The 23,476-nt window shown below is 69.7% G+C and carries 21 protein-coding genes; 13 read left to right on the forward strand and 8 right to left on the reverse strand.

The features are described 5' to 3' along the window. Window positions 1-187: 187 nt before the first annotated feature. Window positions 188-1,552 carry a tRNA uridine-5-carboxymethylaminomethyl(34) synthesis GTPase MnmE gene (gene mnmE / locus ACG04Q_RS04420; protein ID WP_394509624.1) on the forward strand — a complete coding sequence of 455 codons (1,365 nt, stop codon included), beginning with the start codon at window positions 188-190 and terminating at the stop codon, window positions 1,550-1,552. On the opposite strand, the gene pelA is transcribed toward mnmE, so the two are convergent. After that, the gene (gene pelA, locus ACG04Q_RS04425) at window positions 1,553-2,812 is read right to left on the reverse strand and encodes a pectate lyase (protein ID WP_394509625.1); all 1,260 of its coding nucleotides are present in this window, start codon (window positions 2,810-2,812) and stop codon (window positions 1,553-1,555) included. Further along, a complete protein-coding gene (locus ACG04Q_RS04430; RefSeq protein WP_394509626.1) occupies window positions 2,809-4,959 on the reverse strand; it encodes a glycoside hydrolase family 65 protein in 2,151 nt (716 codons plus the stop codon). Before ACG04Q_RS04430 ends, pelA begins: the two co-directional genes overlap by 4 nt. A 141-nt stretch (window positions 4,960-5,100) precedes the next feature. Between ACG04Q_RS04430 and ACG04Q_RS04435 the strand changes: the two genes are divergently transcribed. Further along, complete coding sequence (locus ACG04Q_RS04435) at window positions 5,101-6,414, forward strand: alkaline phosphatase family protein (protein WP_394509627.1); 1,314 nt, start codon at window positions 5,101-5,103, stop codon at window positions 6,412-6,414. On the opposite strand, the gene ACG04Q_RS04440 is transcribed toward ACG04Q_RS04435, so the two are convergent. From ACG04Q_RS04440 to ACG04Q_RS04455, 4 genes are read right to left on the reverse strand one after another with little or no spacing between them, the layout of a single operon-like run. Beyond that, entirely contained in the window at window positions 6,401-7,321 is a 921-nt protein-coding gene (locus tag ACG04Q_RS04440; protein ID WP_394509629.1) for an SMP-30/gluconolactonase/LRE family protein, read from the reverse strand. The two genes, ACG04Q_RS04435 and ACG04Q_RS04440, sit on opposite strands and share 14 nt — an antisense overlap. Next, window positions 7,318-7,794, reverse strand: coding sequence for an acyl-CoA thioesterase (locus ACG04Q_RS04445; protein WP_394509630.1), 477 nt, complete (start codon window positions 7,792-7,794; stop codon window positions 7,318-7,320). Before ACG04Q_RS04445 ends, ACG04Q_RS04440 begins: the two co-directional genes overlap by 4 nt. Window positions 7,795-7,810: 16 nt before the next feature. Continuing rightward, window positions 7,811-8,881, reverse strand: coding sequence for an aldose epimerase family protein (locus ACG04Q_RS04450; protein WP_394509631.1), 1,071 nt, complete (start codon window positions 8,879-8,881; stop codon window positions 7,811-7,813). Next, on the reverse strand, window positions 8,881-9,648 hold the full coding sequence (locus ACG04Q_RS04455) for an SDR family NAD(P)-dependent oxidoreductase (protein WP_394509632.1): 768 nt from the start codon (window positions 9,646-9,648) through the stop codon (window positions 8,881-8,883). The genes ACG04Q_RS04450 and ACG04Q_RS04455 overlap by 1 nt, the downstream gene beginning before the upstream one ends. Before the next feature lie 224 nt (window positions 9,649-9,872). Here ACG04Q_RS04455 and ACG04Q_RS04460 point away from each other — a divergent pair, with 224 nt between their 5' ends. The 11 genes from ACG04Q_RS04460 (at window position 9,873) to ACG04Q_RS04510 (ending at window position 22,765) form a co-directional block, all read left to right on the forward strand. Beyond that, window positions 9,873-10,802: a dihydrodipicolinate synthase family protein gene (locus ACG04Q_RS04460; protein WP_394509634.1), complete on the forward strand. Its 930-nt coding sequence runs from the start codon at window positions 9,873-9,875 to the stop codon at window positions 10,800-10,802. Beyond that, complete coding sequence (locus ACG04Q_RS04465; RefSeq protein WP_394509635.1) at window positions 10,802-11,734, forward strand: arabinan endo-1,5-alpha-L-arabinosidase; 933 nt, start codon at window positions 10,802-10,804, stop codon at window positions 11,732-11,734. The genes ACG04Q_RS04460 and ACG04Q_RS04465 overlap by 1 nt, the downstream gene beginning before the upstream one ends. 13 nt (window positions 11,735-11,747) lie before the next feature. Then, window positions 11,748-12,839 (forward strand): ABC transporter ATP-binding protein, encoded by a 1,092-nt coding sequence (locus tag ACG04Q_RS04470; protein WP_394509636.1) that lies wholly within the window; start codon window positions 11,748-11,750, stop codon window positions 12,837-12,839. A 604-nt stretch (window positions 12,840-13,443) separates the two neighbouring features. Continuing rightward, complete coding sequence (locus tag ACG04Q_RS04475) at window positions 13,444-14,319, forward strand: carbohydrate ABC transporter permease (protein ID WP_394509637.1); 876 nt, start codon at window positions 13,444-13,446, stop codon at window positions 14,317-14,319. A 141-nt stretch (window positions 14,320-14,460) separates the two neighbouring features. Beyond that, window positions 14,461-15,297: a carbohydrate ABC transporter permease gene (locus ACG04Q_RS04480; RefSeq protein WP_394509638.1), complete on the forward strand. Its 837-nt coding sequence runs from the start codon at window positions 14,461-14,463 to the stop codon at window positions 15,295-15,297. Continuing rightward, a complete protein-coding gene (locus ACG04Q_RS04485) occupies window positions 15,294-16,622 on the forward strand; it encodes an extracellular solute-binding protein (RefSeq protein ID WP_394509639.1) in 1,329 nt (442 codons plus the stop codon). Before ACG04Q_RS04480 ends, ACG04Q_RS04485 begins: the two co-directional genes overlap by 4 nt. Then, window positions 16,619-18,145, forward strand: a complete 1,527-nt coding sequence (arfA, locus tag ACG04Q_RS04490) for an arabinosylfuranosidase ArfA (RefSeq protein WP_394509640.1) — start codon at window positions 16,619-16,621, stop codon at window positions 18,143-18,145. The genes ACG04Q_RS04485 and arfA overlap by 4 nt, the downstream gene beginning before the upstream one ends. Continuing rightward, complete coding sequence (locus tag ACG04Q_RS04495; RefSeq protein WP_394509641.1) at window positions 18,142-19,086, forward strand: glycoside hydrolase family 43 protein; 945 nt, start codon at window positions 18,142-18,144, stop codon at window positions 19,084-19,086. Before arfA ends, ACG04Q_RS04495 begins: the two co-directional genes overlap by 4 nt. 19 nt (window positions 19,087-19,105) lie before the next feature. Continuing rightward, a complete protein-coding gene (locus ACG04Q_RS04500) occupies window positions 19,106-21,001 on the forward strand; it encodes a glycoside hydrolase family 97 protein (protein WP_394509642.1) in 1,896 nt (631 codons plus the stop codon). A 29-nt stretch (window positions 21,002-21,030) separates the two neighbouring features. Beyond that, on the forward strand, window positions 21,031-21,783 hold the full coding sequence (locus tag ACG04Q_RS04505; RefSeq protein WP_394509643.1) for a FadR/GntR family transcriptional regulator: 753 nt from the start codon (window positions 21,031-21,033) through the stop codon (window positions 21,781-21,783). A 1-nt stretch (window position 21,784) separates the two neighbouring features. Next, entirely contained in the window at window positions 21,785-22,765 is a 981-nt protein-coding gene (locus ACG04Q_RS04510) for a LysR family transcriptional regulator (protein ID WP_394509644.1), read from the forward strand. 9 nt (window positions 22,766-22,774) lie between these two features. Here the strand turns inward: ACG04Q_RS04510 and ACG04Q_RS04515 are convergent, their stop codons facing one another. Both ACG04Q_RS04515 and ACG04Q_RS04520 read right to left on the reverse strand, forming a co-directional pair. Beyond that, entirely contained in the window at window positions 22,775-23,143 is a 369-nt protein-coding gene (locus ACG04Q_RS04515; protein ID WP_394509645.1) for a glyoxalase superfamily protein, read from the reverse strand. 24 nt (window positions 23,144-23,167) lie between these two features. After that, window positions 23,168-23,470, reverse strand: a complete 303-nt coding sequence (locus ACG04Q_RS04520) for a hypothetical protein (RefSeq protein WP_394509646.1) — start codon at window positions 23,468-23,470, stop codon at window positions 23,168-23,170. Between the last annotated feature and the right edge of the window lie 6 nt (window positions 23,471-23,476).

Genomic DNA, 23,476 nt, shown 5'->3' on the forward strand with positions numbered 1-23,476 from the left:
CACAGCCCCCGCGCCCGGGGGCTTTTTTGTGCCGGCGCGAAGCAGTTCAATGGCGGTGCGGGGCAGAGAACACCGGCCCGGACCAGCCTCACGAGAGTGCTCGAACCTGGCCTCCCCCGCGCCAACACCTGAAACAGCCGCTCACCCGAGCGGCTGTTTCTTTTTCAGCGCCGCGACAATCGCCGCCATGCTCGCCCGACACGCCGACCCCATCGCCGCCATTGCCACCGCCCCGGGGCGTGGCGCCGTGGGCATCGTGCGGGTGTCGTCGCCGCATGACCTTGCCGCGCTCATCGAGGCCGTCTGCGGCCGCACGCTGAAGGCCCGCGAGGCGACCTACCTGCCGTTCCGCGACGCAACCGGCCAGGCCATTGACCAGGGGCTGGCGCTGCACTTCCCGGCGCCGCATTCCTACACCGGCGAGCATGTGCTGGAGCTGCAGGCCCACGGTGGCGCCGTCGTCATGCAGCTGCTGCTGGCCCGCGTCATCGAGGCCGGGCTGAACGTGCGCCTGGCGGAGCCGGGCGAGTTCACGCAGCGCGCCTTCATGAACGGCAAGCTGGACCTGGCCCAGGCCGAGGCGGTGGCGGACCTCATCGACGCCAGCACCGAGGCCGCAGCGCGCAGCGCCAGCCGTGCGCTGGGCGGCGCGCTGAGCCACGAGGTCGGCGTGCTGCGCGACCAGCTCATCCAGCTGCGCATGCTGGTGGAGGCGACGCTGGACTTCCCCGAGGAGGAGATCGACTTCCTGGAGAAGGCCGACGCCTTCGGCCGCCTGGACCGCCTGACGGCGCAACTGAGCGCCGTCCAGGCCCGCACACGCCAGGGCGCGCTGCTGCGCGACGGGCTCAAAGTCGTGCTCGCCGGCCAGCCCAACGTCGGCAAGAGCTCGCTGCTGAACGCGCTGGCCGGCGCCGAGCTGGCCATCGTCACGCCCATCCCCGGCACCACGCGCGACAAGGTCAGCCAGACCATCCAGATCGAAGGCGTGCCGCTGCACATCACCGACACGGCCGGCCTGCGCGACGACACCGCCGACGAGGTGGAGCGCATCGGCGTGTCGCGCTCGTGGGATGCCATTGCAGACGCCGACGTCGTGCTGTTCCTGCACGACCTGGGCCGCGTGGCCCAGCCCGACTACGAGGCCGAGGACGAGCGCATCCGCGCGCGGCTGGCGGCGGTCGATTCAGGCCGCATCGTGCAGGTGTTCAACAAGGCCGACCTCGCGGCGGCACCCGACGGCGAGATCGCGCTGAGCCTGAAGACCGGCGACGGCCTGGAAGCGCTGCGCCAGCGCCTGCTGAAGACGGCCGGCTGGCAGGCCGTGCCGGAAGGCCTGTTCATCGCCCGCGAGCGCCATGTGCAGGCACTCGCGCGCACGGCGGAGCACCTTGAACTGGCCCGCGCCATCGCCGAGCAGCGCGACGCGGCGCTGGACCTGCTGGCCGAGGAGCTGCGGCTGGCCCACGACGCACTGGGCGAGATCACCGGCGCGTTCTCGGCGGACGAACTGCTGGGGGTCATCTTCAGCAGCTTCTGCATCGGCAAGTAGTCAGGGATTGGCTGCCTTCCAGCGCGGGTAGGCCTCCAGCACCCGCTGCGGCCAGATCCCCCACCAGGCATAGCCGTTGCGGCGACCCTTGGAGATCTCGTTGACGTCGTCGTGGATGGTCTTGCCCCAGTCGCCGAAGATGGGGCGGCCGGTGGAGATGTCGTAGAGGCGCGCCCACAACGGACCGGCGCCGGGTTGCGGCACGAGCCGGCGGCCGTCGGGCGTCATCGTGAAGGCGTGGTCGCGCAGCGCATGGGCCTGCAGCCAGGCGATGCCGGCCTCGACGGCCGCCCTGATCGCGGGCGCGGGACGCGGCTGCTGCATCAGGAACAGCAGCACGCCGGCGCTCTCGGCGCTGGCCAGGCCGCGCGGCTCGTAGTTGCGGGCGGAGATGGGCGCCAGCGTCAGGGCGTCGACCTGCTGCGGCCACAGCGTCAGGCGGCCGTCCACCCTGACCTGCGCGGCGAGCAGCACATCGACCGACCGCGCCGCCGCCGTGCGCGCCTGGCGGCGCAGCGGCTCGGGCACGAAGGCGAAGCCGGGCGCGCCGTCGGCCACGTCCTGCAGCAGCCGCGCGGCCTCGGCCACGGCGTCGTCATTGAAGGTGATGCCGTCGTGGAAGCCGCCTTCCAGCGGGTAGTTCTGCGGCCAGCCGCCGTTGGGGTACTGAGCCATCAGCAGGTAGGCGATGCCCCGCAGGATGGCCGCACGGTAGGCGTCGCCGGGGTGCTGCTCGTTCACGCGGGCGAGGAAGCGGATCTCGCTGTGCGTGGCGTCGTTGTCCAGCGTGCCGACGAAGGTCCAGAAGCGGTCGCGCGGCTCGTCGAAGCTGCCGGTGCCGACGGTCATGGTCTCGGCATCGTTGGCGTAGCGCTGGCCCGGACGGCGCGGCGGGCCGCGGCGGTCCTGGTTCTTGCTCCAGCCGCCGCTGGGGGTCTGGAAGCTGAGGATGGTGGCGGCGATGCGGGCCGCGTCGTCGGAGGCGTACCAGGCCGGTTCGCGGTCCAGCGGCGCGTTCATCTTGCCGGCGGTGGGCGGGGGCGGCACGGCATCGCCGGCCTTCAGCTCGCGGGCCAGCGTGGCGCGGTCCAGCGCCATCTGGCGGTCGGAGCGGTCGAGGTAGGCCTGCCAGGCCGGGCGCTGCGCGGCGGGCAGTTCGGCCAGGCGGGCGGCGCTCATCTCGGGTGCGGGCGTGTTGTGGCCGATGACGGCGGCGAGCGCAGCGCCGGGCAGCAAGGTGAGGAGGAGCAGTCGTTTCATGGCAGCGGCAGCAGGCCTTCGGCGCGCACGGTCCAGTCCTTGGGGAAGCCGGGCGCAGGGCCGGCGGGCGCGCCGTCCCAGCCGCCGGCCATCAGGCCCAGCGCCATCAGGTAGGCAGCGTTGGTGGGCAGGTAGGCCACGGCGCCTTCGGGGTCGCGCGGGCGGCGGCTGTAGCCGCTGGGCATGAAGCGGGCCGACGGCGCGGTGTTGGCGAGGATGGCCACGGCGCGCTCGGGCTCGCCCAGCCGCGCCGCCGTCAGCGCGCCCTGCCCCATCTGCCAGCTGACCCAGCCGCCGTCGGCGCCACGCTGCTCGTGCACGGCATGGAAGGTGCGGCGCGCGGTCTCGGTGTCGATGACCGGCGAGGCCGGCAGGTAGCCCAGGGCCAGCAGCATGGACGATGGCGCACCCTGCTTGCCGGGCCGGAAGATGTCGCGGATGCCGGCGATTTCCAGGTATTTGCTGTCCTGCTGCGGCGGGGCGGCAAGGTGCTTGATGACGTCGTCCCAGTGCGGCTCGGGCGCCAGGCCCTGGCGCTGGCGCCACTGCTGGGCCACACGCAGGCCGTAGTGCCAGAAGGCCAGCTCGAAGGTCGGGTCGCGCACCAACTCGACGGAGGTGCTCTCGCTGACGTTCTTCAGCGGCGGCCCGAGGTGGTAGGTGCCGGTGGCCGGGTCGCGCTGCGCGAACGAGGCCAGGAACCTGGCGGACTCGGCCACCAGCTCGCCGTAGCGCTGCAGCGTGGCCTGCATCGGCCTGGCGCGGTAGACCAGCTCGGCCAGGTAGATGGGGTTGGGCTGGTTCCAGATGATGTAGGGGTTGATGGCGCCCGGCGTGGGGCGGCCGTCCAGGCCCGACATCTTGGGCCAGCGCACGCCGTCAAAGCCTTCGCTCTTCGCCTGCGCGATGCCCCTGGGCAACTGCGCCAGGTACCAGGCCAGGCCCTTCTCCAGCAGGTCCACATGGCCCCATTGGTAGAACTGCGCGGCGTGGAAGACGTAGACCTCGGAGTTGTGCTTGCCGAACCAGCTCAGGTGCTGCAGCCCGGTTTCGGCAGGCGGGAAGCTGCCAGCGTAGTTGACCCGCATCAGGTACAGCGACTGGATGGCGCGGCGCTCGATCTCCCTGGCGCGCGGGTCGGCGGCGGTGCCGAGGTCCACCATGCCGCCCTTCGTCCAGTAGTCGTGCCAGGCCTGCCTCGACGACGCCAGCGTGCTGTCGACGGTCTCCTCGGGCGCCGGATGCTCGGCGTCGGCGAACGCAGCCGTGAAGGCGAGCGTGTCGCCGCCCGTCGCACGCAGGCGGAAGTCGTGCGGCGCGGCGAGCTGCGGCGTGGCCGCGCTCACCAGCTCGGCCGGCGTGCTCCAGCGCAGCTCGGTGTCGTAGCGCGTGCCGTCGGCCTCGCGGGCGATGCGGGCGTGGCCGGGGCCGACCTGCGTCAGCGTGCTGCGGTGCCGTTCGGGCTGCTCCCAGATGAAGGGCGGCTTGTGCGCTATTGAACTGCGGTAGGCATAGGGAAAGCGCACGCGCACCTGAAGGTCTCCGCTGGCGATCAGCGGGGAGCGCGCCCGCACGGCCAGCACGGCGGCGCTGCCGTGGGCGGCCGTCGTCACTTCCAGCGGTTGGCCGCGCACCAGCAGCCGGCTGGTGACGATGCCGGTCCACAGGTCCAGCGTCTGGTGGATGCCGGCGATGTCCTCGCTGCGCAGCACCTCGCCGAACAGCGTGAACTGGAACTGGCCCAGCGGCATGGGCTGGGGGTTCTCGCGGAAGTAGCGGCCGGCGGGCGTGTTCTGCTGCGTGGGGTAGAGGATCTGCCGGCCGTGGAAGGGCACCGGCGCCAATGTGTCCTCGAAGCGCAGGCCGTCGGGGTTGGGGAAGCTGTGCCAGCTCCACGTGTTGCGCGTCTCCAGCGGCAGGCCGTTGTCGTAGTAGAGGCGCTCCAGCGTCTGCAGGCCGGTCACGTCGACGGTGACGGCGAAGTCGCCGTTGCCGACGGTCAGTGCGGACTCGGGGTTGAGGCCGGTGTTGCGCACCGCATGGCGGGCGACGACGGCGGCGCGGTCGATCGCGCCGGCAGGCTCGGCGGCCTGCAGGACCGGGGCTGAGACGGACAGCAGCAAGGACAGCAGCAGGCGGGCGAGCATGGGGCACTGTCGCCGAGATCGCCGACGCCATGCGCGCAAGCGCTTGATCGGTTGGCGCGGCAGGGCGGGCGCCAGCGAGGAGAAGGGTGTGCCCGGCGACCGACGCTACAGTGAACGGTCGTTCACATTTCAGCGCCTTTCATGCCGACACCCCTCCGTGATGCCCGGCCCTGGCCCGGCGCGTCCGCCGTCGCTGCAGCCCTGCTGGCTGTGGCCGCGCTGGCCCTGGCCGGCTGCGCCACCCAGGCCACGACCGCCGCCGCTGCCGCTACGCCGGCCGCTGCCGAGCAGCGCGCCCCCGTGACCCTGCTCGTGTCCATCGACGGCTTCCGCGAGGACTACCTGCGCCGCGGCGTGACCCCCACGCTGTCGCAGCTGGCGGCCGGCGGCGTCACGGCGGTCATGCACCCGTCGTTTCCGACCAAGACCTTTCCCAACCACTGGACGCTGGTGACTGGCCTGCGCCCGGACCGCCACGGCATCGTCGGCAACCGCATGGAGTCGCCCGAGCGCAAGGCACCCTTCACGATGGCCACGGACGACCCCTGGTGGTGGAACGGCGCCACGCCGATCTGGGTGGATGCCGAGAAGGCCGGGCTGCGCACGGCCGTCATGTTCTGGCCGGGCGCCAACGTCGCCATCGGCAGCATGGAAGACGCCGAAGGCCGCAAGCAGGTGCAGGGCACGCGGCCGTCTGACTGGATGCAGTACCACCAGGCCATCACCGACGTGCAGCGCGTGAACACGGTGCTGGACTGGCTGCGCCGGCCGGCGGAGATCCGCCCCAGGTTCCTGACGGTGTACTTCGAGCGGGTCGACGCCGCCGGCCACGACCACGGGCCGGACAGCGCGCAGACGACGCAGGCCGTGGCCGAGGTCGACGCGTCGGTGCGCGCGCTGCTGGCCGGCCTGAAGGAGCTGGGCCAGCCGGCCAATCTCGTCATCGTGGCGGACCACGGCATGGCGGCCACCAGCAGCGAGCGCACGATCGCGCTGGACCAGCTGGTCGACCCCAAGCTGTACCACCTCGTCGAGACGGGCACGTTCGCCAGCATCGCGCCGCAGCCCGGCATGGAAGCGCAGGTCGAGAAGGCCTTGCTCGTGCCGCATGCGCACATGCAGTGCTGGCGCAAGGCCGACATCCCCGCGCGCTTCCACTACGGCTCCAACCCGCGCATTCCGCCCATCCTGTGCCTGGCCGAGCCCGGCTGGCTGGTGCAGGCCAGCGCGCCGCGCAAGCCCGCCACCGGCGGCAACCACGGCTACGACCACATGGCGGTGGAGATGAACTCGCTGTTCATCGCCAGCGGCCCCGCCTTCGCCACGGGCCGCGTGCTGCCGGACTTCGACAACGTCCAGGTCTACCCGCTGCTGCGCCAGCTGATCGGGCTGCCGGCGGCCAGCGGGGTGGATGGCGACGGCGCGGTGTTCCGCGGCGCCTTCAGTCGTCGTTGAACAGCGTCTCCGCCAGGTACAGCCCCGCGGCGACGGGCATGCCGAACAGGCTGCCCGACTGCGGCATGGCCATCAGCTCGGCGCTGCTCAGGCCCACGCGGGCGGTCGTCACGGTGAGGTGGTCGCCGTTCGGGCCGCCGAGGGCGGGGCAGGTGACGTCGCGCACCGGCACGCTGTAGCGGGCCAGCAGGCGGCCGTCGGACGCGTAGCGGGCCACGGCGCCATTGCCCCATTCGGCGTTCCACAGGCAGCCCTGGGCGTCGACGGTGGAGCCGTCGGGCTCGGCGGCCTCGACGTCCTTCTTCACGAACAGCCGCGGCTCGCTGACGCGGGCGCTGGCCGAGTCGTAGTCGCACACCATGATGCGGCGCGTCGGCGAGTCGCAGTAGTACAGGCGCCGGCCGTCGGGGCTGAAGCAGATGCTGTTGGCGATGGCCACGCCGTCCAGCGGCAGGCGGCGCAGGCCGCGCGCACGGCTGTACTGGTAGAAGCCGCCGATGGTGCGGCGCGGTTCGGCCTCGTCCAGCGTGCCCACCACCAGCGCGCCGTGGCGGTCGCAGCGGCCGTCGTTGGCACGCGTGGTGGCCAGCTGCGCCTCCAGCGGCGCGAGCTCCTCGGGCTGGGCGTCGATGACGCCGACGGCCTGCAGGTCGGGCAGCACCAGCCGCGCGATGCGCTTGGCCATGGCCAGAATGAGCGCACCGGAGCGGGCATGCACGAAGCAGCCCACGCGCTCGGGCAGGCGCACCTGCAGCGTGGTGGCGGCGCCGGGCGTCCACGCGTGGATGCACGAGCCCTGGATGTCGGTCCACCACCAGCGGCCGCTGGCGGCGTGCCATTGCAGGCCTTCGCCGAGGCTGTTGGCCTGGGCCAGGGCGAGGGTGAAGGGGTGTTCGTGCTTGCTCATGCGGACGGGGTGTCGGTGCGGGATTCGAGGGCGGCGCGGGCCTGCTTGCGCGCGATGGCCGAGGCGTGGCGCTGGCGCTCCTCGGGCGTGAAGGGACGCAGCGGCGGCACGGGCACGGGCTTGTTGTCGTCGCCCACGGCCACCATGGTGAAGTAGCAGCTGTTCACGTGGCGCTTTTGCTGGGTGCGAATGTTCTCGGCCACCACCTTGATGCCCACCTCCATCGACGAGGTGCCGGTGTGGTTGACGCTGGCCAGGAAGGTGACCAACTCGCCCACATGGATGGGCTGGCGGAAGATGACGCGGTCCACCGACAGCGTAACGACGTAGCGCCCGGCATAGCGGCTGGCGCAGGCGTAGGCCACCTGGTCCAGCAGCTTGAGGATGTTGCCGCCGTGCACGTTGCCGGAGAAATTGGCGGTGTCCGGCGTCATCAGCACGGTCATCGTCAGTTGGTGGGCGGGCAGGTCCATGCGCGGTCTCAGCGGTTCACGAGAAGCGGTGGATTGTGGTGCTGCGGAACACCTCGCCCGGCCGCAGCACGGTGCTGGGCCAGTCCGCGCCGGCTTCGTGGTGCGGCGAGTCGGGGTTGTGCTGGGTCTCCAGGCACAGGCCGTCGCCCTGGCGGTAGATGCGCCCGCCCGGGCCCGCCAGCGTGCCGTCCAGGAAGTTGCCGGAGTAGAACTGGATGGCGGGCTCGCTGGTCAGCACGTCCATGCGGCGGCCGCTGGCGAGGTCTTCCAGCGTGGCGGCAGCGCGCAGGCCGTCGGTGTCGGGCGCGCCGTCCAGCAGCCAGTTGTGGTCGTAGCCCTTGGCCAGCAGCAGCTGCGGGTGGGCCTGGCGGATGCGGGCGTCGATGACGGTCGCCGTGCGGAAGTCGAACGGCGTGCCGTCGACGCGCGCGTGCCGCAGCGGGATCAGGTGCTTGTCGACCTCGCTGTAGCGCGACGCGGCCAGCGTGAGCCGGTGGCCCAGCACGCTGCCGGCACCGGCGAGGTTGAAGTAGTCGTGGTGCGTCAGGTTGACGACGGTGGCGCGGTCGGTCGTGGCCTCGTAGTCGATGCGCCAGCTGTTGTCCGTCGCACTCAGCGCGTAGCGCACGCTCACGCGCAGCTCGCCGGGGAAGCCCTGGTCGCCGTGCGGGCTGATGAGGCTGAACCGCAGCGCTGCGGCCTCGCCCGCGAGCAGATCAGCAGGCGCGACGGGTTCGGCCTGCCAGAGCCGGTGGCCGAAGCCCTCGGTGCCGCCGTGCAGGCAGTTGGGGCCGTCGTTGCGGGCCAGCGTGTGGGTCTCGCCGTCGAGCTCGAAGCCGGCATGGGCGATGCGGTTGCCGTAGCGGCCGACGATGATGCCGAACGACGGGTTGCGGTGGACGTAGTCGTCCAGGTTGTCGAAGCCCAGCACGACGTTGCCTGCGGTGCCGTGCGCATCGGGCGTCCACAGGCCGGTGACGATGCCGCCCAGCGTGATGGCGGTGAGCTTCAGGCCGAGGCCGTTGTCCAGCGTGTATTCATGGACCATGCGGCCATCAGGCAGCAGGCCGTAGTCGCGGCACTCCATCAAACCCAACCTCCGTCAACGATGAAGTCCTGTGCGGTGCACATGGCGCTGTCGTCAGCCGCCAGGAACAGCGCCATCGCCGCGATGTGCTGCGGCATCAAGGGCTTGTTGATGCACTGGCCCTTGGCGATCTCCTGCTTGGTCTCTTCGGTGACCCAGAGCTTGAGCTGCTTCTCGGTCATCACCCAACCCGGCACCAGCGTGTTGACGCGGATGTTGTGCGGGCCGAAGTCGCGTGCCAGGCAGCGCGTCAGGCCCTGCGCGGCCGCCTTGCTGGCCGTGTACGCGGGCATGCCGCCCTGCTTGAGCATCCAGCTGATGCTGCCGAAGTTGATGATGCTGCCGCCGCCCAGCGCCTTCATGTCGGGCAGCACGGCCTGCGCGGTGAAGAACTGGTGCTTGAGGTTGACGGCGGTGCTGGCGTCCCAGAACTCGGGCGTGGTGTCTTCGACCGCATGGCGCTTGTCGTTGGCCGCGTTGTTCAGCAGCACGCCGAACGGGCCGGTGCGCTCGCGCAGCGTGGCAATGGCCTGGCGCAGGGACTCGACCTTGGACAGGTCCGCGGCGATGAACTGCGGCGCGTGGCGAGACGTGGCGCCAAGGCGAGCCGCCAGCGCCTCGCCCTCGGCGGCAGCCAGGTCGATGAAGGCCACCCGGGCGCCCTGCGCAGCAAAGGCCTCCACCAGCGTTTCGCCAATGCCGGTGGCCCCGCCGGTGATCAGGACGCCCCGGTCCTGCAGGCTCGGGTACTGGGCGTAGGAACTCATCGACATGTCTCCGGTCGGATGCGGCCCGGCTTCTTTGGCCAGGCGATGCCAAGATTATTAGTCATACTTTTTTGTTTGCAAAGTCAGCAAACAACGGGTTAACCCCAATGATCTTGCGCAAATAGTCATACTTTAATGGCGACCATGCCAGCGACAACAGCCGGCCGTGCGCCGTGCCACGCCGGCGCTTGATCCAACTTCCCCAGAGACAAGGGACCGCACCCATGAGCGCCTCCACCACCCGTCCGTACCGCGGCGTCTTCCCGGTCGTGCCGACCATCTTCCACGCCGACGGCACGCTGGACCTCCCCGGCCAGCTGCGCTGCGTGGACTTCATGATCGACGCCGGCTCCACCGGCCTGTGCATCCTGGCGAACTTCTCCGAGCAGTTCGTGCTGTCGGACGCCGAGCGCGAGACGCTGACGCGAGCCATCCTGGAACACGTCGCCGGCCGCGTGCCCGTCATCGTCACGACAACGCACTACTCGACGCAGATCTGCATCGAGCGCAGCCAGCTGGCGCAACAGCTCGGTGCGGCGATGGTGATGGTGATGCCGCCGTACCACGGCGCCACCTTCCGCGTGTCGGAAGGCCAGATCGAAGGCTTCTACCAGCGCCTGTCCGACGCGATCTCGATTCCCATCATGATCCAGGACGCCCCGGTGGCCGGCACGCCGCTGTCGGTCCCGCTGCTGGCGCGCATGGCGACGAACATCGCCAACGTGAAGTACTTCAAGCTGGAGATGCCGCAGGCTGCGGCCAAGATGCGCGAGCTGATCCGCGTGGGCGGCGCGGCCATCGAAGGCCCGTGGGACGGCGAGGAAGCCATCACGCTGCTGGCCGACCTGGACGCCGGCGCCACCGGCGCGATGACCGGCGGCGGCTTCCCGGACGGCATCCGCAAGATCTTCGACGCCTTCCACGCCGGTGACCGCGAGACCGCCGTGGCCGAGTACGGCCGCTGGCTGCCGCTGATCAACTACGAGAACCGCCAGGGCGGCATCCTGACCGCCAAGGCGCTGATGAAGGAAGGCGGCATCATCAAGAGCGATGCGCCGCGCCACCCCTTCCCCGAGATGAGCCCCGAGACGCGCGCCGGCCTGCTGGATGCGGCCAAGCGCCTCGACCCCCTCGTGCTTCGCTGGGGCAAGTAATGCGCGCGCTGTGGGCGCTGGTCGCAGCGCTGGCGCTGTGCCTGGCCGCACGCGTCGATGCCGTCGAGCCACCGCAGGCCGAGCCCGGCGCGCACGACCCGACGCTGCTGATCCAGCCCGACCGCTGGTTCGTCTTCACGACCGGCAAGGGCCTGCAGCGCCTGGCGTCCGGCGACCAGGGCAAGACCTGGCAGCGCCTGGCGCCGGTGTTCGAGCAGGCGCCCGCCTGGTGGGCGCAGGCCGTGCCCGAGCACAAGGGGCTGGACGTCTGGGCACCCAAGGTGTTCCAGCACCAGGGCCGCACCTGGCTGCTGTACTCCATCTCCAACTTCGGCAAGAACCGCTCGGCCATCGGCCTGGCCAGCAGCGACCGGCCGGACGGCACCGACTGGCGCGATGAAGGCCTGGTGGTGCAGAGCGCGGCCAGCGACAACTTCAACGCGATCGACCCCGACCTCTTCGCCGACCGCGACAGCAAGCTCTGGCTGAGCTACGGCTCCTTCTGGGGCGGGCTGCGGCTGACGCAGCTGGACGCAGCGACGCTCAAGCCCATCGGCAGCACGCGCTTCATCGCGCGCAGCCCGGCCATCGAGGCGCCAACGATCGTGCGGCGCGGCGACTGGGTCTACCTGTTCGCGTCCTACGACCTGTGCTGCAAGGGCGCCGACAGCACCTACAACGTCCGCGTGGGCCGCGCGCGCAGCGTCGAGGGTCCGTACCTCGACCGCGACGGCAAGGCCTTGCTGGACGGCGGCGGCACCCAGCTGCTGGCCGCCACCGGCACGCGCTGGAAGGGCCCGGGGCACCAGGACGTCGTCGGTGACGTGATGGTGCACCACGCCTACGACACCGAACGCGGCGGCAAGCCGCATCTGCGCATCGCGCAACTGAGCTGGTCCGCAGACGGCTGGCCCGTGATCCAAGAAGAATGAACCGGAGACTGCCGTGGCAGGCCTGAAGCTGGAGAACATCTGCAAGCGCTATGGCGCGGTGCAGGTCATCGAGAACCTGTCGCTGGACGTGGCGCCCGGCGAATTCGTCGTCTTCCTCGGGCCGTCGGGCTGCGGCAAGACCAGCCTGCTGCGCATGATCGCGGGCCTGGAAGAAGTGACGGGCGGCCGCATCCTCATCGGCGACCGCGACGTGACGACCGCCGCGCCCGGGCAGCGCAACCTGGCGATGGTGTTCCAGCACTACGCGCTGTACCCGCACATGACGGTGCGCGACAACCTCGCGTTCGGCCTGAAGAACATCGGCATCCCGGCCGACGAGATCGCCAAGCGCATCACCGAGTCGGCCCGCATGCTGGAGCTGGACGCGCTGCTGGACCGCAAGCCCGGCCAGCTCTCCGGCGGCCAGCGCCAGCGCGTGGCCATCGGCCGGGCGGTGGTGAAGGAGCCGGGCATCTTCCTGTTCGACGAGCCGCTGTCGAACCTGGACGCGGCTTTGCGCGGCCGCACGCGGCTGGAGCTGGCGCAGCTGCACCAGCGCCTGGGCGCGACCATGGTGTTCGTCACGCACGACCAGATCGAGGCGATGACGCTGGCCACGCGCATCGTCGTCATGAAGGGCGGCGCCATCGAGCAGGTGGCCACGCCGGCCGAGCTGTATCGCCGGCCGGCGACCAAGTTCGTCGCGAGCTTCATCGGCACGCCGGGCATGGGCTTTGTGCCGGTGGAGCGCGGCGCGGATGCCGATGGGCGTGCGGTCGTGACGGTGCCGGGTGGCTTGAGCGTCACCACCCGTGTGCCGGCGGCGGGCCTGCCGGCGCAGGGCCTGGTGCTGGGCGTGCGGCCCGAGAACCTGAAGGTGGCGGAAGCCGGCCCGCTGCGCGGCCGCGTGGAACTGGTGGAGTTCCTCGGCGAGCGCACGCTGGCACACCTGAAGCTGGAGGGCGATTCGCCGTTGATCGTCACGGTGCCGGCCGGCATGTCGCCCAAGCTGGGCTCGTATGTGGCTGTCAGCGTTGATGTTGCGGAGGCGCACCTGTTCGATGCGGACGGGCGTGCGCACCATGCGCAGGAGGCTCTTCAATGAGCAGCTTGACGCCAAGGCCCAGCCGGGATTTCGTCCCGGCGGCCGACTCACTTTCTTGCGCGCGCAAGAAAGTAAGCAAAGAGAGCGCCCCTGCAAAACCGCCCGCCCAAGGGCGGGTTCCCTGCGCTGCCCGAATCCCAGGGGCCGCGCTGAACTCGCTTCGCTACGCTGCGCTCAAACAGTCATCGCGGAGTCAGTTCTTGAAGCGTGCTGCGCACGCCCCCTGGGAGTCGGGCATCGCAGGCGGTTTAGAAGGGGAGGCCCCAAACAGCCAGCCCCGACAGCCAACAGCCAAGCCCACAGACCATTCGCACCGAGGTATTCCTCTTCCCCCCTTGAGCACCGCGGGGAAACGCAAGGCCCGAAGCCCGCGAGCGCAGCTCGCCTCAAGAACTGACTCGCGACGCTTGTTTGAGCAGAGCGTAGCGACGCGAGTTCGGCGCGGGGCTTCGGGCCTTGCGTTTCTCGGGAACCCCGAAGGGGCGGTGCGGTCGGGGGTCGTTTCTTTGCCTACTTTCTTGTCGACACAAGAAAGTAGGTCGCCCGCGGGGGCGAACTCCCCGCTGGGCCTTGGCGCCAAGCTGCACGGGCCGGAGCAAACCCCATGAGCGCCCCCACCGTCGGCCTCCGCGCCAGCCGCCCCGCCCACGCCCTCTTCGTGCTGCCCTTCGTCACGCTCTACGCGCTGATGCTGCTGTGGCCGCTCGCCAAGGGCGTGTGGATCAGCTTCCACGACCACGACCTGCTGTCCGACGACAGCTTCTGGGTCGGCTTGGCGAATTACAAAGAGCTTTGGCAAGACGAAGTCTTCCGCCAGGTCGTCTGGAACACGCTGCGCTTCGTCGCCATCAGCACGCCCATCTTCGTCATCCTGTCGCTGATGCTGGCGCTGGCACTCAACCGCCCCGGCAAGCTCGCCACCTTCCTGCGCGCCACGTTCTTCTGCGCGTCGGTGTTCTCGGTCACGCTGATCACGTTGGTCTGGAAGCTGGCCCTCATGCCCGAGCGCGGGCTCATCGCGCAAGCGTTCACGGCCATGGGCATTCCGGAGCTGCCGCTGCTCACCAGCGACCACCTCGCGCTGCTCACCATCGCCCTCGTCACCGTGTGGTGGATCGTGGGCCTGCCGATGATCCTGTTCCTGTCGGCGCTGCAGCAGATCCCGGGCGACATCTACGAAGCCGCCGCGCTGGACAACACGCCGCGCTGGCGCGTGTTCACCCACATCACGCTGCCCAGCCTGAAGCGCGCCATCGTGCTGGTGGCGCTGATCGAGGTCATCCGCCAGTTCCAGGTCTTCCCGCAAATCATGCTGATGACCAACGGCGGGCCCAACAACACCACGCGGTCCATCGTGCAGTTCACCTACGAGCAGGCCTTCATGCAGCTCTCGCTGGGCTACGCCACGGCGGCCTCGCAGATCCTCTTGGCCATCATGCTGGTGGGCGTCTCTGCGCAGCTCTGGCTCGAACGGAAATGAAGCCCCTCGTCCAACGAGTACGTTGGCCGGTCCCCCGCGGGGACGGCGATGCCCGCAGCTTCGAGCCGCGAGCACATCGCCTGAGCGGGCCGGCTTGGGAGCGGCCCGGCGCTCGGCCCGCATGCGGAATGGAACACTGACATGAACCCCTTGCTCCGCCGCGGTTGGTTTGACCGCATCGTCATGGCCGCGCTCACGCTGCTGGCGCTGGCCTGGATGGCCCCGCTGCTGTGGGTGCTGGCGCTGTCCTTCAAGCCCAACGAGTTCCTGCTGCGCCACACCGACGTGTTCCTGGCGCCGCCCTACACGCTGGCCAACTACCTGGACATCCTGCAGACCTCGCAGGTGTTCCGCTGGCTGGGCAACAGCGCCCTCGTCGCGCTGCTGCAGACGGTGGGCGTGCTGGTGCTGTCGTCGCTGGCCGGCTACGGCTTCGCGCGCTGCGAGTTCCCGGGCCGCCGCGTGCTGTTCGCCGTCGTCATGTTCGGCCTGGCCGTGCCCGCGCAGTCGGTGTTCATCCCGCTGCATCGCCTTTTCTCGGAGTGGAACCTGCAGAACACGATTGCCGGCCTGGCACTGCCGGGCCTGGCTGCGCCCTTCGGCGTGTACCTGATGACGCAGTACTTCAAGGCCATCCCGGCCGAGCTGGAAGAGGCCGCGATGCTGGACAACGCGTCGCGCTTCAAGACCTTCCTCACCATCATCCTGCCGCTCACGCTGCCCGCCCAGGCCACGCTCGGCATCTTCACCTTCCTGGCCTGCTGGAACGACTACCTGTGGCCGCTGGTGATCGCCACGCAGCCCGACATGTACACGTTGACCCGCGGTCTCGCGTCCACGCAAACCAACTTCGCGCAGTCCGAGGGGCTGGGCTTCTTGATGGCGCAAGCCGTGTTCGCCGGTGTGCCCGCGCTGATGCTGTATCTCTTCTTCCAACGCCACCTCGTGACGGCGGTCGCCGGGACGGGCAAGTCATGAAGCGCCTGTTGATTTCCCTGTCCGTCGTGCTGCTGGCCGCCTGCGGCCCGGGCGCGAAAGACCCGGCCAAGACCGAGATCACGCTGATGCGGTTCTTCGGCAGCTGCGAGTCGCAGTTCGGCCAGGTGGTGAAAGCCTCCGAGGGCGTGGGCGAGTGCGGCATCGTCACCGCGCTGGTCAACGAGTTCAACGCCACGCACCCCGACATCGTGGTGCGCACGCAGATCGGCGAGTGGGGCCCGTACTACGACCAGCTCACCGCTCGCCTCGTGTCCAAGGACATCCCGACGGTCGCCGTCATGCACGAATCCGCGTTGGGCGACTACGTGCGCCGCAAGCTGGTGCTGCCGCTGGATGCTGACCTCGCCCGCGTGGGCGTGCCGGTGGACGACTTCACCGAACATGCCCGCAAGGGCACCACGTTCAACGGCCAGACCTACGCGCTGCCCTTCGACACCTGGGCCTGGCTGTGGCACATCAACACCACGCTGATGAAGCAGGCCGGCCTGCTGGGCGCCGACGGCCAGCCGGTGCTGCCGCGATCGCCCGAAGAGCTGCTCGCGCAGGCACGCCAGTTCAAGCAGAAGACGGGCAAGCCCTACTTCGCCTGGGCCGTGGCCAACGAGACCGCCGCCAACAACCGCACCTTCCAGACGCTAATCGCGCAGCAGGGCGCCCCGCTGTTCTCGGCCGATGGCAAGCGCATCACCATGCAGCAGCCCGCCGTCACGAACGCGCTGACGCTGATGCAGACGCTCTACCAGGAAGGCCACGTGCGGCCCAACCTCGACTACGCCGCCGCCAACCAGGCCTTCCTGAACGGCGAGGCGGGCGTGGTGGTGGTGGGTACCTGGACCATCGACCAGTTCCTGCGCGAATCGCAAAAGCCCGACTCCCCGCTGCAAGGCGGCTACGCGGTGCGACCGTTCGCACAGCTGTACGAGCGCCCGGCGGTGTTCGCCGACGGCCACTCGTGGGCGCTGTTCAAGGGCGGCACCCAAGACGCGAAGGGCCATGAGGCCGCGCTGACCTTCCTGAAGTTCGTCTGGGACCGCACGGCCGAGTGGTCGCGCACCGGGCACCTGCCGGTCAGCCAGACCGTGGCGCAGAGCGAGGCCTTCCGCGCGCTGCCGCAGCGGGCGGCGCTGGCCGAGATCACCACCACCGGCGCGTCCATGCCGGGCAACGTGCCCACGCAACGCAACATCGAACTGCTGATCGGCGAGGACGTGGCCAACCTGCTGCTGTCGGGCAAGCCCGTGGCCGAGGTGCAGGCCAGCGTCGAGAAGCGTGTGAACAAGGCCCTCTCCAAGGCACGCCGATGAGCTTCCAAGCCTCCCTCACCGTCGACCGCGATTTCGACATCGCCCCGCTGGACCGCCGCCTGTTCGGCGTGTTCGTCGAGCACCTGGGCCGCTGCGTTTACAACGGCATCCACGAGCCGGGCCACCCGACCGCCGACGAGCACGGCTTTCGCGGCGACGTGGCCGCGCTGACGCAGGAGCTGGGCGCCACCATCGTGCGCTACCCCGGCGGCAACTTCATGTCGGGCTACAACTGGGAAGACGGCGTCGGCCCGAAGGACCAGCGCCCGCGGCGCCTCGACCTCGCCTGGTTCTCCACCGAGACCAACCAGGTCGGCACGCATGAGTTCATGGCCTGGTGCCGCAAGGTCGGCATCGAGCCGATGTTCGGCGTCAACCTCGGCACGCGCGGGCCGGACGAAGCGCGGCACTACCTCGAGTACTGCAACCACCCCGGCGGCACAGCGCTGTCGGACCTGCGCCGCAGCCACGGCGCGGAAGAGCCGCTGGGCGTGAAGTTCTGGTGCCTGGGCAACGAGATGGACGGCCCCTGGCAGATCTGCCAGAAAACGCCGGACGAGTACGGCCGCATCGCCAAGGAAACCGCCAAGCTCATGCGCTGGGTGGACCCGACCATCGAGCTCGCCGCCTGCGGCTCGTCGGCCTACGACATGCCGACCTACGGCTTCTGGGAAGACCGCGTGCTGGAGCACTGCTTCGAGTTCGTGGACTACCTGTCGCTGCACAGCTACTTCGTGAAGCCGCCGGCGGACACGAGCACCGAGAGCTTCTTCGCGCAGATCGAGACGAACGCGCGCTACATCGAAGACACGGTGGCGATTGCCGATTCGGTCGCCACGCGCAAGCGGTCCAGCAAGCGGCTGATGCTGAGCTTCGACGAGTGGAACGTCTGGTACCGCGCCCGCCACGGCGAGCACCTCAAGCAGGCCGGCTGGCCCGAGGCGCCGCGGCTGCTGGAAGAGGTCTACACGGCCGAGGATGCGCTGCTGATCGGCGGCATGTTGACCATGTTCATGAACCATGCGGACCGCCTCAAGGTGGCCTGCATGGCGCAGCTGTGCAACGTCATCGCGCCCATCATGACCGAGCCCGGCGGCCCGGCCTGGCGGCAAACCATCTTCCACCCCTTCGCGCAGGCCGCGCGCTGGGCGCGGGGCGATGTGCTGCGGCCGGTCGTGAAGTCGCCCGGCTACGCGAACGCCAAGCACGGCGAGCTGCCCTACCTGTGCGCCAGCGTCGTGGACGACGCCGCCACGGGCCAGACGGCCATCTTCCTGCTGAACCGCCACCTGACCGACACGATGGACCTGTCCATCACGCTGCGCGGCCTCGGCATGGAGCGCCAGCTCGTCAGCGCCGAGCAACTGCAATCGGCAGACCTGAACGCCACCAACACCGCCGACGCACCCGACCGCGTCGCACCCCAAGCCCTGGACGGCGTGGCCATCGACGGCGAGCAGCTGCGCGTGACGCTCAAGCCCGCCTCGTGGAACGTCATCGTCACCCAAGCCCCACGCGCATGAGCACGACCTGGAACAACCCCCTCATCGAACAGCGCGCCGACCCGCAGATCACGCTGGTCGACGGCCGCTACTGGTTCACCGCGTCGGTGCCCAGCTTTGATGCCATCGAGATCCGCGCGGCCGACAGCATCGCCGGCCTCTCGACCGCCACGCCCAAGACCATCTGGCACAAGCACGACAGCGGCCCGATGAGCTTCCATGTGTGGGCGCCGGAGCTGCACCGCATAGCCGGCCGCTGGTACGTCTACTTCGCAGCCTCGGAGCGCGGCGACATCTGGAAGCTGCGCATGTACGTGCTGGAGTGCCTGGGCGACAACCCGCTGACCGGCGAGTGGATCGAGCGCGGCCAGATCGCGACGCCCGAGGAAGGCTTCTCGCTGGACGCGACGCCCTTCGAGCACGGCGGCCGGCGCTTCCTGTGCTGGGCGCAGAAGAGCCCGCCGACGGAAAGCAACCTCTACATCGCCGAGATGGCCAACCCGTGGACGCTGGCGACCGAGCCGGTCGTCATCACGCGGCCCGAGCTGGCCTGGGAGCGCATCGGCTTTCACGTCAACGAAGGCCCGGCCGTGCTGAAGCGCAACGGCCGCGTCTTCATCGCCTACTCGGCCGCCGCCACCGACGCCAACTACTGCATGGGCCTGCTGTGGGCCGATGAACACGCCGACCTGCTGGACCCGGCGAGCTGGCACAAGTCGCCCACGCCGGTGTTCACGACGGACGAGTCCGTCAGCCAGTTCGGCCCCGGCCACAACAGCTTCACGACGACGCCCGACGGCGCGACCGACCTGCTGGTCTATCACGCCCGCAACTACCGCGACATCGTCGGCGACCCGCTGAACGACCCCAACCGCCACACGCGCGTGCAGGCCTTCGGCTGGCGCGCGGACGGCTTCCCCGACTTCGGCACGCCCGTGGCCGACGGCCCCTGTTCACTCTGATTTCACGGAGATCGCGACCATGCGCCTCACACTCGCTTTGCTGTCGTTCGCTGTTCCCGCCCTCGCCCAGGCCCTGAACAGCCCCGACGGCCAGCTGCAGGTCGACGTGTCGGTCAACGACCAGCAGCAGCTGGTCTACACCGTGCAGCGCGCCGGCCAGCCGGTGCTGGGCGCCTCGCGGTTGGGCCTGGTGCTGGCGCAGGGCGACTTCGCCAACGGGCTGAAGCTCGTCGCCACCTCGCCCGTGCAGGCCCGCCGCGAGCAGTACGCGCTGATCGGCAAGAAGAGCCGGGTCAACGTCCGCGCCAACGAGCAGCGCTTCACGGTGGCCAACACGGCCGGCCAGCGCATGACCGTCACGCTGCGCGCCGCCAACGACGGCCTGGCGCTGCGCTACACGGTGGACGGCGCGGGTCGCAAGCAGTTCAAGGACGAGCTGACCAGCTTCGCCTTCCCGGCCGACGCGCGCGCCTGGCTGCAGCCCATGTCCGTCGCCAAGACCGGCTGGAAGCGCACCAACCCGTCCTACGAGGAGCACTATCTGACCGACATCCCCGTCGGCACGGCAGCGCCTTCACACGCCGGCTGGGTCTTCCCGGCACTGTTCCGCGCCGGCACCAACTGGGTGGCGCTGACCGAAGCCGGCATGGACGGCCGCTTTCACGCGTCGCGCCTGGCGAGCGACTCGACGGGCGGCACCTACCGCATCGGCCTGCCCGAAGCGAGCGAGGTCAACACGAACGGCCATCTGCTGGCTGAAGTGAACGGCCCGCTGACGACGCCCTGGCGCGTGCTGGCCATCGGCCCGCTGAAGACCGTCATGGAGTCCACGCTGGGCACCGACCTGGCGGCACCGGCTGTCCGGTTTGACAAGGCCAAGCTCCAACCCGGCCCCGCGTCGTGGAGCTGGGCCATCCTGAAGGACGACGGCACCGTGTTCGAGGTGCAGAAGCGCTTCATCGACCACGCCGCCGACATGCACTGGCCCTACACGCTGGTGGACGCCGACTGGGACCGCAAGATCGGCGACGCCAAGATGAAGGAGCTGGCCGACTACGCCAAGACGAAGGGCGTGGGGCTGCTGGCTTGGTACAACTCTTCCGGCGCCTGGAACGACACCGAATACAGCCCCAAGAGCGCGCTGCTGACGAAGGAAGCGCGCGCCAAGGAATTCGCCCGCATGAAGGCCATCGGCGTGAAGGGCCTGAAGGTGGACTTCTTCGGCGGCGACGGCGTCTCCATGCAGGCCTACTACGTCGACCTGCTGAAGGAGACGGCCGCCGCCGGCCTGCTGCTGAACTTCCACGGCGCGACGCTGCCGCGCGGCTGGAGCCGCACCTACCCCAACCTGATGACGGCGGAGGCCGTGAAGGGCTTCGAGTTCGCCACCTTCACGCAGGAGGACCAGGACAAGGTCGTTCGCCACGCGGCCATGCTGCCGTTCACGCGCAACCTGTTCGACCCGATGGACTTCACGCCCGTCGTGTTCCACGAGATCCCGAACATCAAGCGCGCCACGCGCAACGGTTTCGAGCTGGCCGAGAGCGTGGTGTTCCTGTCCGGCATCCAGCACTACGCCGAGACGCCCGAGGGCATGGCCACCGTGCCGGCCTACGTGAAGACCTTCCTGCGCGAGCTGCCGCGCGCCTGGGACGAGGTGCGCTTCCTCGACGGCGAGCCGGGCAAGTACGTCGTGCTGGCCCGCCGCGCGGGCAGGCAGTGGTTCGTGGCCGGCCTGAACGCCGACGACACGCCGCGCGAGGTGAAGCTCGACCTTGCCTGGCTGGGTGACCGCGAAGGCCAGCTCATCACCGACGGCACTGGCCCGCGTGAGTTCGCCGAAAGCAGGCTCACCGCCCCCGCCGCGACGCTGACGCTGGCACCCAAAGGCGGCTTCGTCGCGCGCTTTCGATAATGCGGGCTTTGTTCGGTAGCCTGCCGCCGATGAAAACCAGAGCGGATCACTCCACCTACAGCGCCCAGCACGAGGGCAAGAGCCAGCACGGCCGCATCGTCAGCGAGCTGGGGCTGGCCATCGTCGGCGGCCAGCTGCAGCCCGGCGACAAGCTGCCGGCCGAGGCCCAGCTGCTGGAACGCTACGAGATCAGCCGCCCCGTGCTGCGCGAGGCCGTGCGCGTGCTCGTCGCCAAGGGGCTGGTGGTGTCGCGCCAGCGCGCCGGCGCCATCGTGCGCCCGCGCAACGAGTGGCATCTGCTGGACCCCGACGTGCTGTACTGGCTCATCCAGGCCCAGCCCCAGCGCGACTTCGTGCAGACGCTGCTGGAGGTGCGCCAGATCTTCGAACCCGCCGCCGCCGCGCTGGCCGCCAAGGCCGCGACCGACGAGCAGCTGGCCGGCATCGCCACCGCCTACGAAGGCATGGCCGCGGCCAAGACCACGGCCGAGCTGCTGGAACCCGACCTGGCCTTCCACCGCCGCATCGCCGAGGCCACCGGCAACGACCTGCTGGCCTACATCGGCAACATGCTGTCGCTGGCGCTGCGCGAGTCCATCATCCTGAGTAGCCAGCTGCCCAACACGCACGAGCTCTCGCTGCCGCGCCACAAGGCCATCCTGACCGCGCTGCAGGCCCGCGACCCACTGGGCGCCCGCCAGGCCACGCTGGTGCAGCTGGACGAGACGGGCGACGACATCAACAGCGTCTTGGCCAACGATGGCCGGGTCAACTTGGCTTGATATGGCGCGCGACAACGACGATGACACCGGCGGCCTGACCGACACCAGCCCCAACCCGAACTGGTTCCTGCGCGCACGGCTGAAGACGCGCCAGCTGTTGCTGCTCATTGCGCTGGACGACGAGCGCAACATCCACCGCGCCGCCGAGGTGCTGTGCATGACGCAGCCGGCCGCGTCCAAGCAGCTCAAGGACCTGGAGGACATGCTGGACGTGAAGCTCTTCGACCGCCACCCGCGCGGCATGGAGCCCACGCTGTACGGCGAGACCATGATCCGCCACGCGCGCATGGCGCTGACCAGCCTGTCCGCCGCGCACGACGACATCGTTGCGCTGAAGCATGGCCTGTCGGGGCAGGTGGAGGTGGGCGTCATCATGACGCCGGCCATGGGCCTGCTGCCGCGCGCCATCTCGCGCATCAAGCTCCAGGCCCCGAAGCTGCGCATCGGCGTGCACATGGAGAGCAGCAAGCAGCTGCTGGACATGCTGCAACGCGGCTCGCTGGACTTCATGATCGGCCGCATCCTGGAAGACGAAGGCGCCACCGGCCTGCACTACGAGGAGCTGACGGTGGAGCCGGCCTGCGCCGTCGCGCGCGTGGGGCACCCGCTGCTGAAGTCCGACAACCTGAAGCTGGCCGACCTGGCCAACCAGCCCTGGATCCTGCCGCCGCCGGGCAGCGTGCTGCGCCACCGCTGGGAGCTGATGTTCCGCCGCGCCGCGCTGGAGCCGCCCACCAACTGCGTGGACACGACGGCGCTGCTGCTCATCACGGCGCTGCTGCAGCAGACCGACTCGCTGCATGTGATGCCCGTGGAGGTGGCGCGTTATTACGCATCGCTCAACGTGCTGGCCATCCTGCCCATCGAGCTGCCGTGTCACATGGACGCGTTCGGCATCATCACGCGCGAGGGGCACCTGATGTCGCCCGGCGCGCGGCAGCTGCTGCACGAGGTGAGGCTGGCAGCGCGCGACCTCTACTGAGGCTGGGGCTCAGGTGCTGACGGCGTTCGTGAACGTCAGCCGGTTGCCGAACGGGTCGGTCACCGACACGTCGCGCGAGCCCCAGGGCGTGTCGTGGATGCCAGGGCGCGCGTGGCCGTAGTGCCGGGCGCTGAGTTCGGCATGGAAGGCGTCGATGTCGCTGACGCGGATGCGCATGCCGGCGCCGGGGCAGCAGTCGCCGTGATGCTCGCTCAGGTGCAGCACGCAGTCACCGCGCGACAGCTGCATGTACAGCGGCAGGCCGGGCTCGAAGCGGTGCTCCCAGTCGACCGTGAAGCCCAGGAAGTCCACATAGAACTCGCGCGCCTTGGCCTCGTCGAAGCTGCGCAGGATGGGGGTGGTCTGGTCGAAGTGCATGGGTGCAGTGTGCGCCGGCTTGCTTCACTCGTCCTCGGGAGCGACGAAGACCGCCCGGAAGGCATCGGCGAACTCCGGCGATGCGCTGAGCGTCAGCGTGACGGTGACCCAGCCGCCGTCCTCGTGCTGCACCAGCAGCTCGTGGTCCCAGGCGTTGCCGTCTTCCACCGGACCCTGCCGCCCGCCGAACTCGGCCCGCGCCCAGGCCAGCACCTGCTCCACCTCGGCCATCACCGCCGCATGCTCGGGCGCGCGCGTGGAGGCCATGGCATCCAGCGTGAGGATGTCGTCGGAACCGTCGGAGAGGTCGAAGCTGAGGTGGCGCATGACTTA

Origin of the sequence: Pelomonas lactea, assembly GCF_043555885.1 — a bacterium.
Classification (GTDB): Bacteria; Pseudomonadota; Gammaproteobacteria; order Burkholderiales; family Burkholderiaceae_C; genus Pelomonas; species Pelomonas lactea.

What these genes read in the sequence shown, in the direction of transcription:
- mnmE (WP_394509624.1), top strand. Translation starts at nt 188, where the DNA reads ATGCTCGCCCGACACGCCGACCCCATCGCCGCCATTGCCACCGCCCCG.
- pelA (WP_394509625.1), bottom strand. Translation starts at nt 2,812, where the DNA reads ATGAAACGACTGCTCCTCCTCACCTTGCTGCCCGGCGCTGCGCTCGCC.
- ACG04Q_RS04430 (WP_394509626.1), bottom strand. Translation starts at nt 4,959, where the DNA reads ATGCTCGCCCGCCTGCTGCTGTCCTTGCTGCTGTCCGTCTCAGCCCCG.
- ACG04Q_RS04435 (WP_394509627.1), top strand. Translation starts at nt 5,101, where the DNA reads ATGCCGACACCCCTCCGTGATGCCCGGCCCTGGCCCGGCGCGTCCGCC.
- ACG04Q_RS04440 (WP_394509629.1), bottom strand. Translation starts at nt 7,321, where the DNA reads ATGAGCAAGCACGAACACCCCTTCACCCTCGCCCTGGCCCAGGCCAAC.
- ACG04Q_RS04445 (WP_394509630.1), bottom strand. Translation starts at nt 7,794, where the DNA reads ATGGACCTGCCCGCCCACCAACTGACGATGACCGTGCTGATGACGCCG.
- ACG04Q_RS04450 (WP_394509631.1), bottom strand. Translation starts at nt 8,881, where the DNA reads ATGGAGTGCCGCGACTACGGCCTGCTGCCTGATGGCCGCATGGTCCAT.
- ACG04Q_RS04455 (WP_394509632.1), bottom strand. Translation starts at nt 9,648, where the DNA reads ATGAGTTCCTACGCCCAGTACCCGAGCCTGCAGGACCGGGGCGTCCTG.
- ACG04Q_RS04460 (WP_394509634.1), top strand. Translation starts at nt 9,873, where the DNA reads ATGAGCGCCTCCACCACCCGTCCGTACCGCGGCGTCTTCCCGGTCGTG.
- ACG04Q_RS04465 (WP_394509635.1), top strand. Translation starts at nt 10,802, where the DNA reads ATGCGCGCGCTGTGGGCGCTGGTCGCAGCGCTGGCGCTGTGCCTGGCC.
- ACG04Q_RS04475 (WP_394509637.1), top strand. Translation starts at nt 13,444, where the DNA reads ATGAGCGCCCCCACCGTCGGCCTCCGCGCCAGCCGCCCCGCCCACGCC.
- ACG04Q_RS04480 (WP_394509638.1), top strand. Translation starts at nt 14,461, where the DNA reads ATGAACCCCTTGCTCCGCCGCGGTTGGTTTGACCGCATCGTCATGGCC.
- ACG04Q_RS04485 (WP_394509639.1), top strand. Translation starts at nt 15,294, where the DNA reads ATGAAGCGCCTGTTGATTTCCCTGTCCGTCGTGCTGCTGGCCGCCTGC.
- arfA (WP_394509640.1), top strand. Translation starts at nt 16,619, where the DNA reads ATGAGCTTCCAAGCCTCCCTCACCGTCGACCGCGATTTCGACATCGCC.
- ACG04Q_RS04495 (WP_394509641.1), top strand. Translation starts at nt 18,142, where the DNA reads ATGAGCACGACCTGGAACAACCCCCTCATCGAACAGCGCGCCGACCCG.
- ACG04Q_RS04500 (WP_394509642.1), top strand. Translation starts at nt 19,106, where the DNA reads ATGCGCCTCACACTCGCTTTGCTGTCGTTCGCTGTTCCCGCCCTCGCC.
- ACG04Q_RS04505 (WP_394509643.1), top strand. Translation starts at nt 21,031, where the DNA reads ATGAAAACCAGAGCGGATCACTCCACCTACAGCGCCCAGCACGAGGGC.
- ACG04Q_RS04510 (WP_394509644.1), top strand. Translation starts at nt 21,785, where the DNA reads ATGGCGCGCGACAACGACGATGACACCGGCGGCCTGACCGACACCAGC.
- ACG04Q_RS04515 (WP_394509645.1), bottom strand. Translation starts at nt 23,143, where the DNA reads ATGCACTTCGACCAGACCACCCCCATCCTGCGCAGCTTCGACGAGGCC.
- ACG04Q_RS04520 (WP_394509646.1), bottom strand. Translation starts at nt 23,470, where the DNA reads ATGCGCCACCTCAGCTTCGACCTCTCCGACGGTTCCGACGACATCCTC.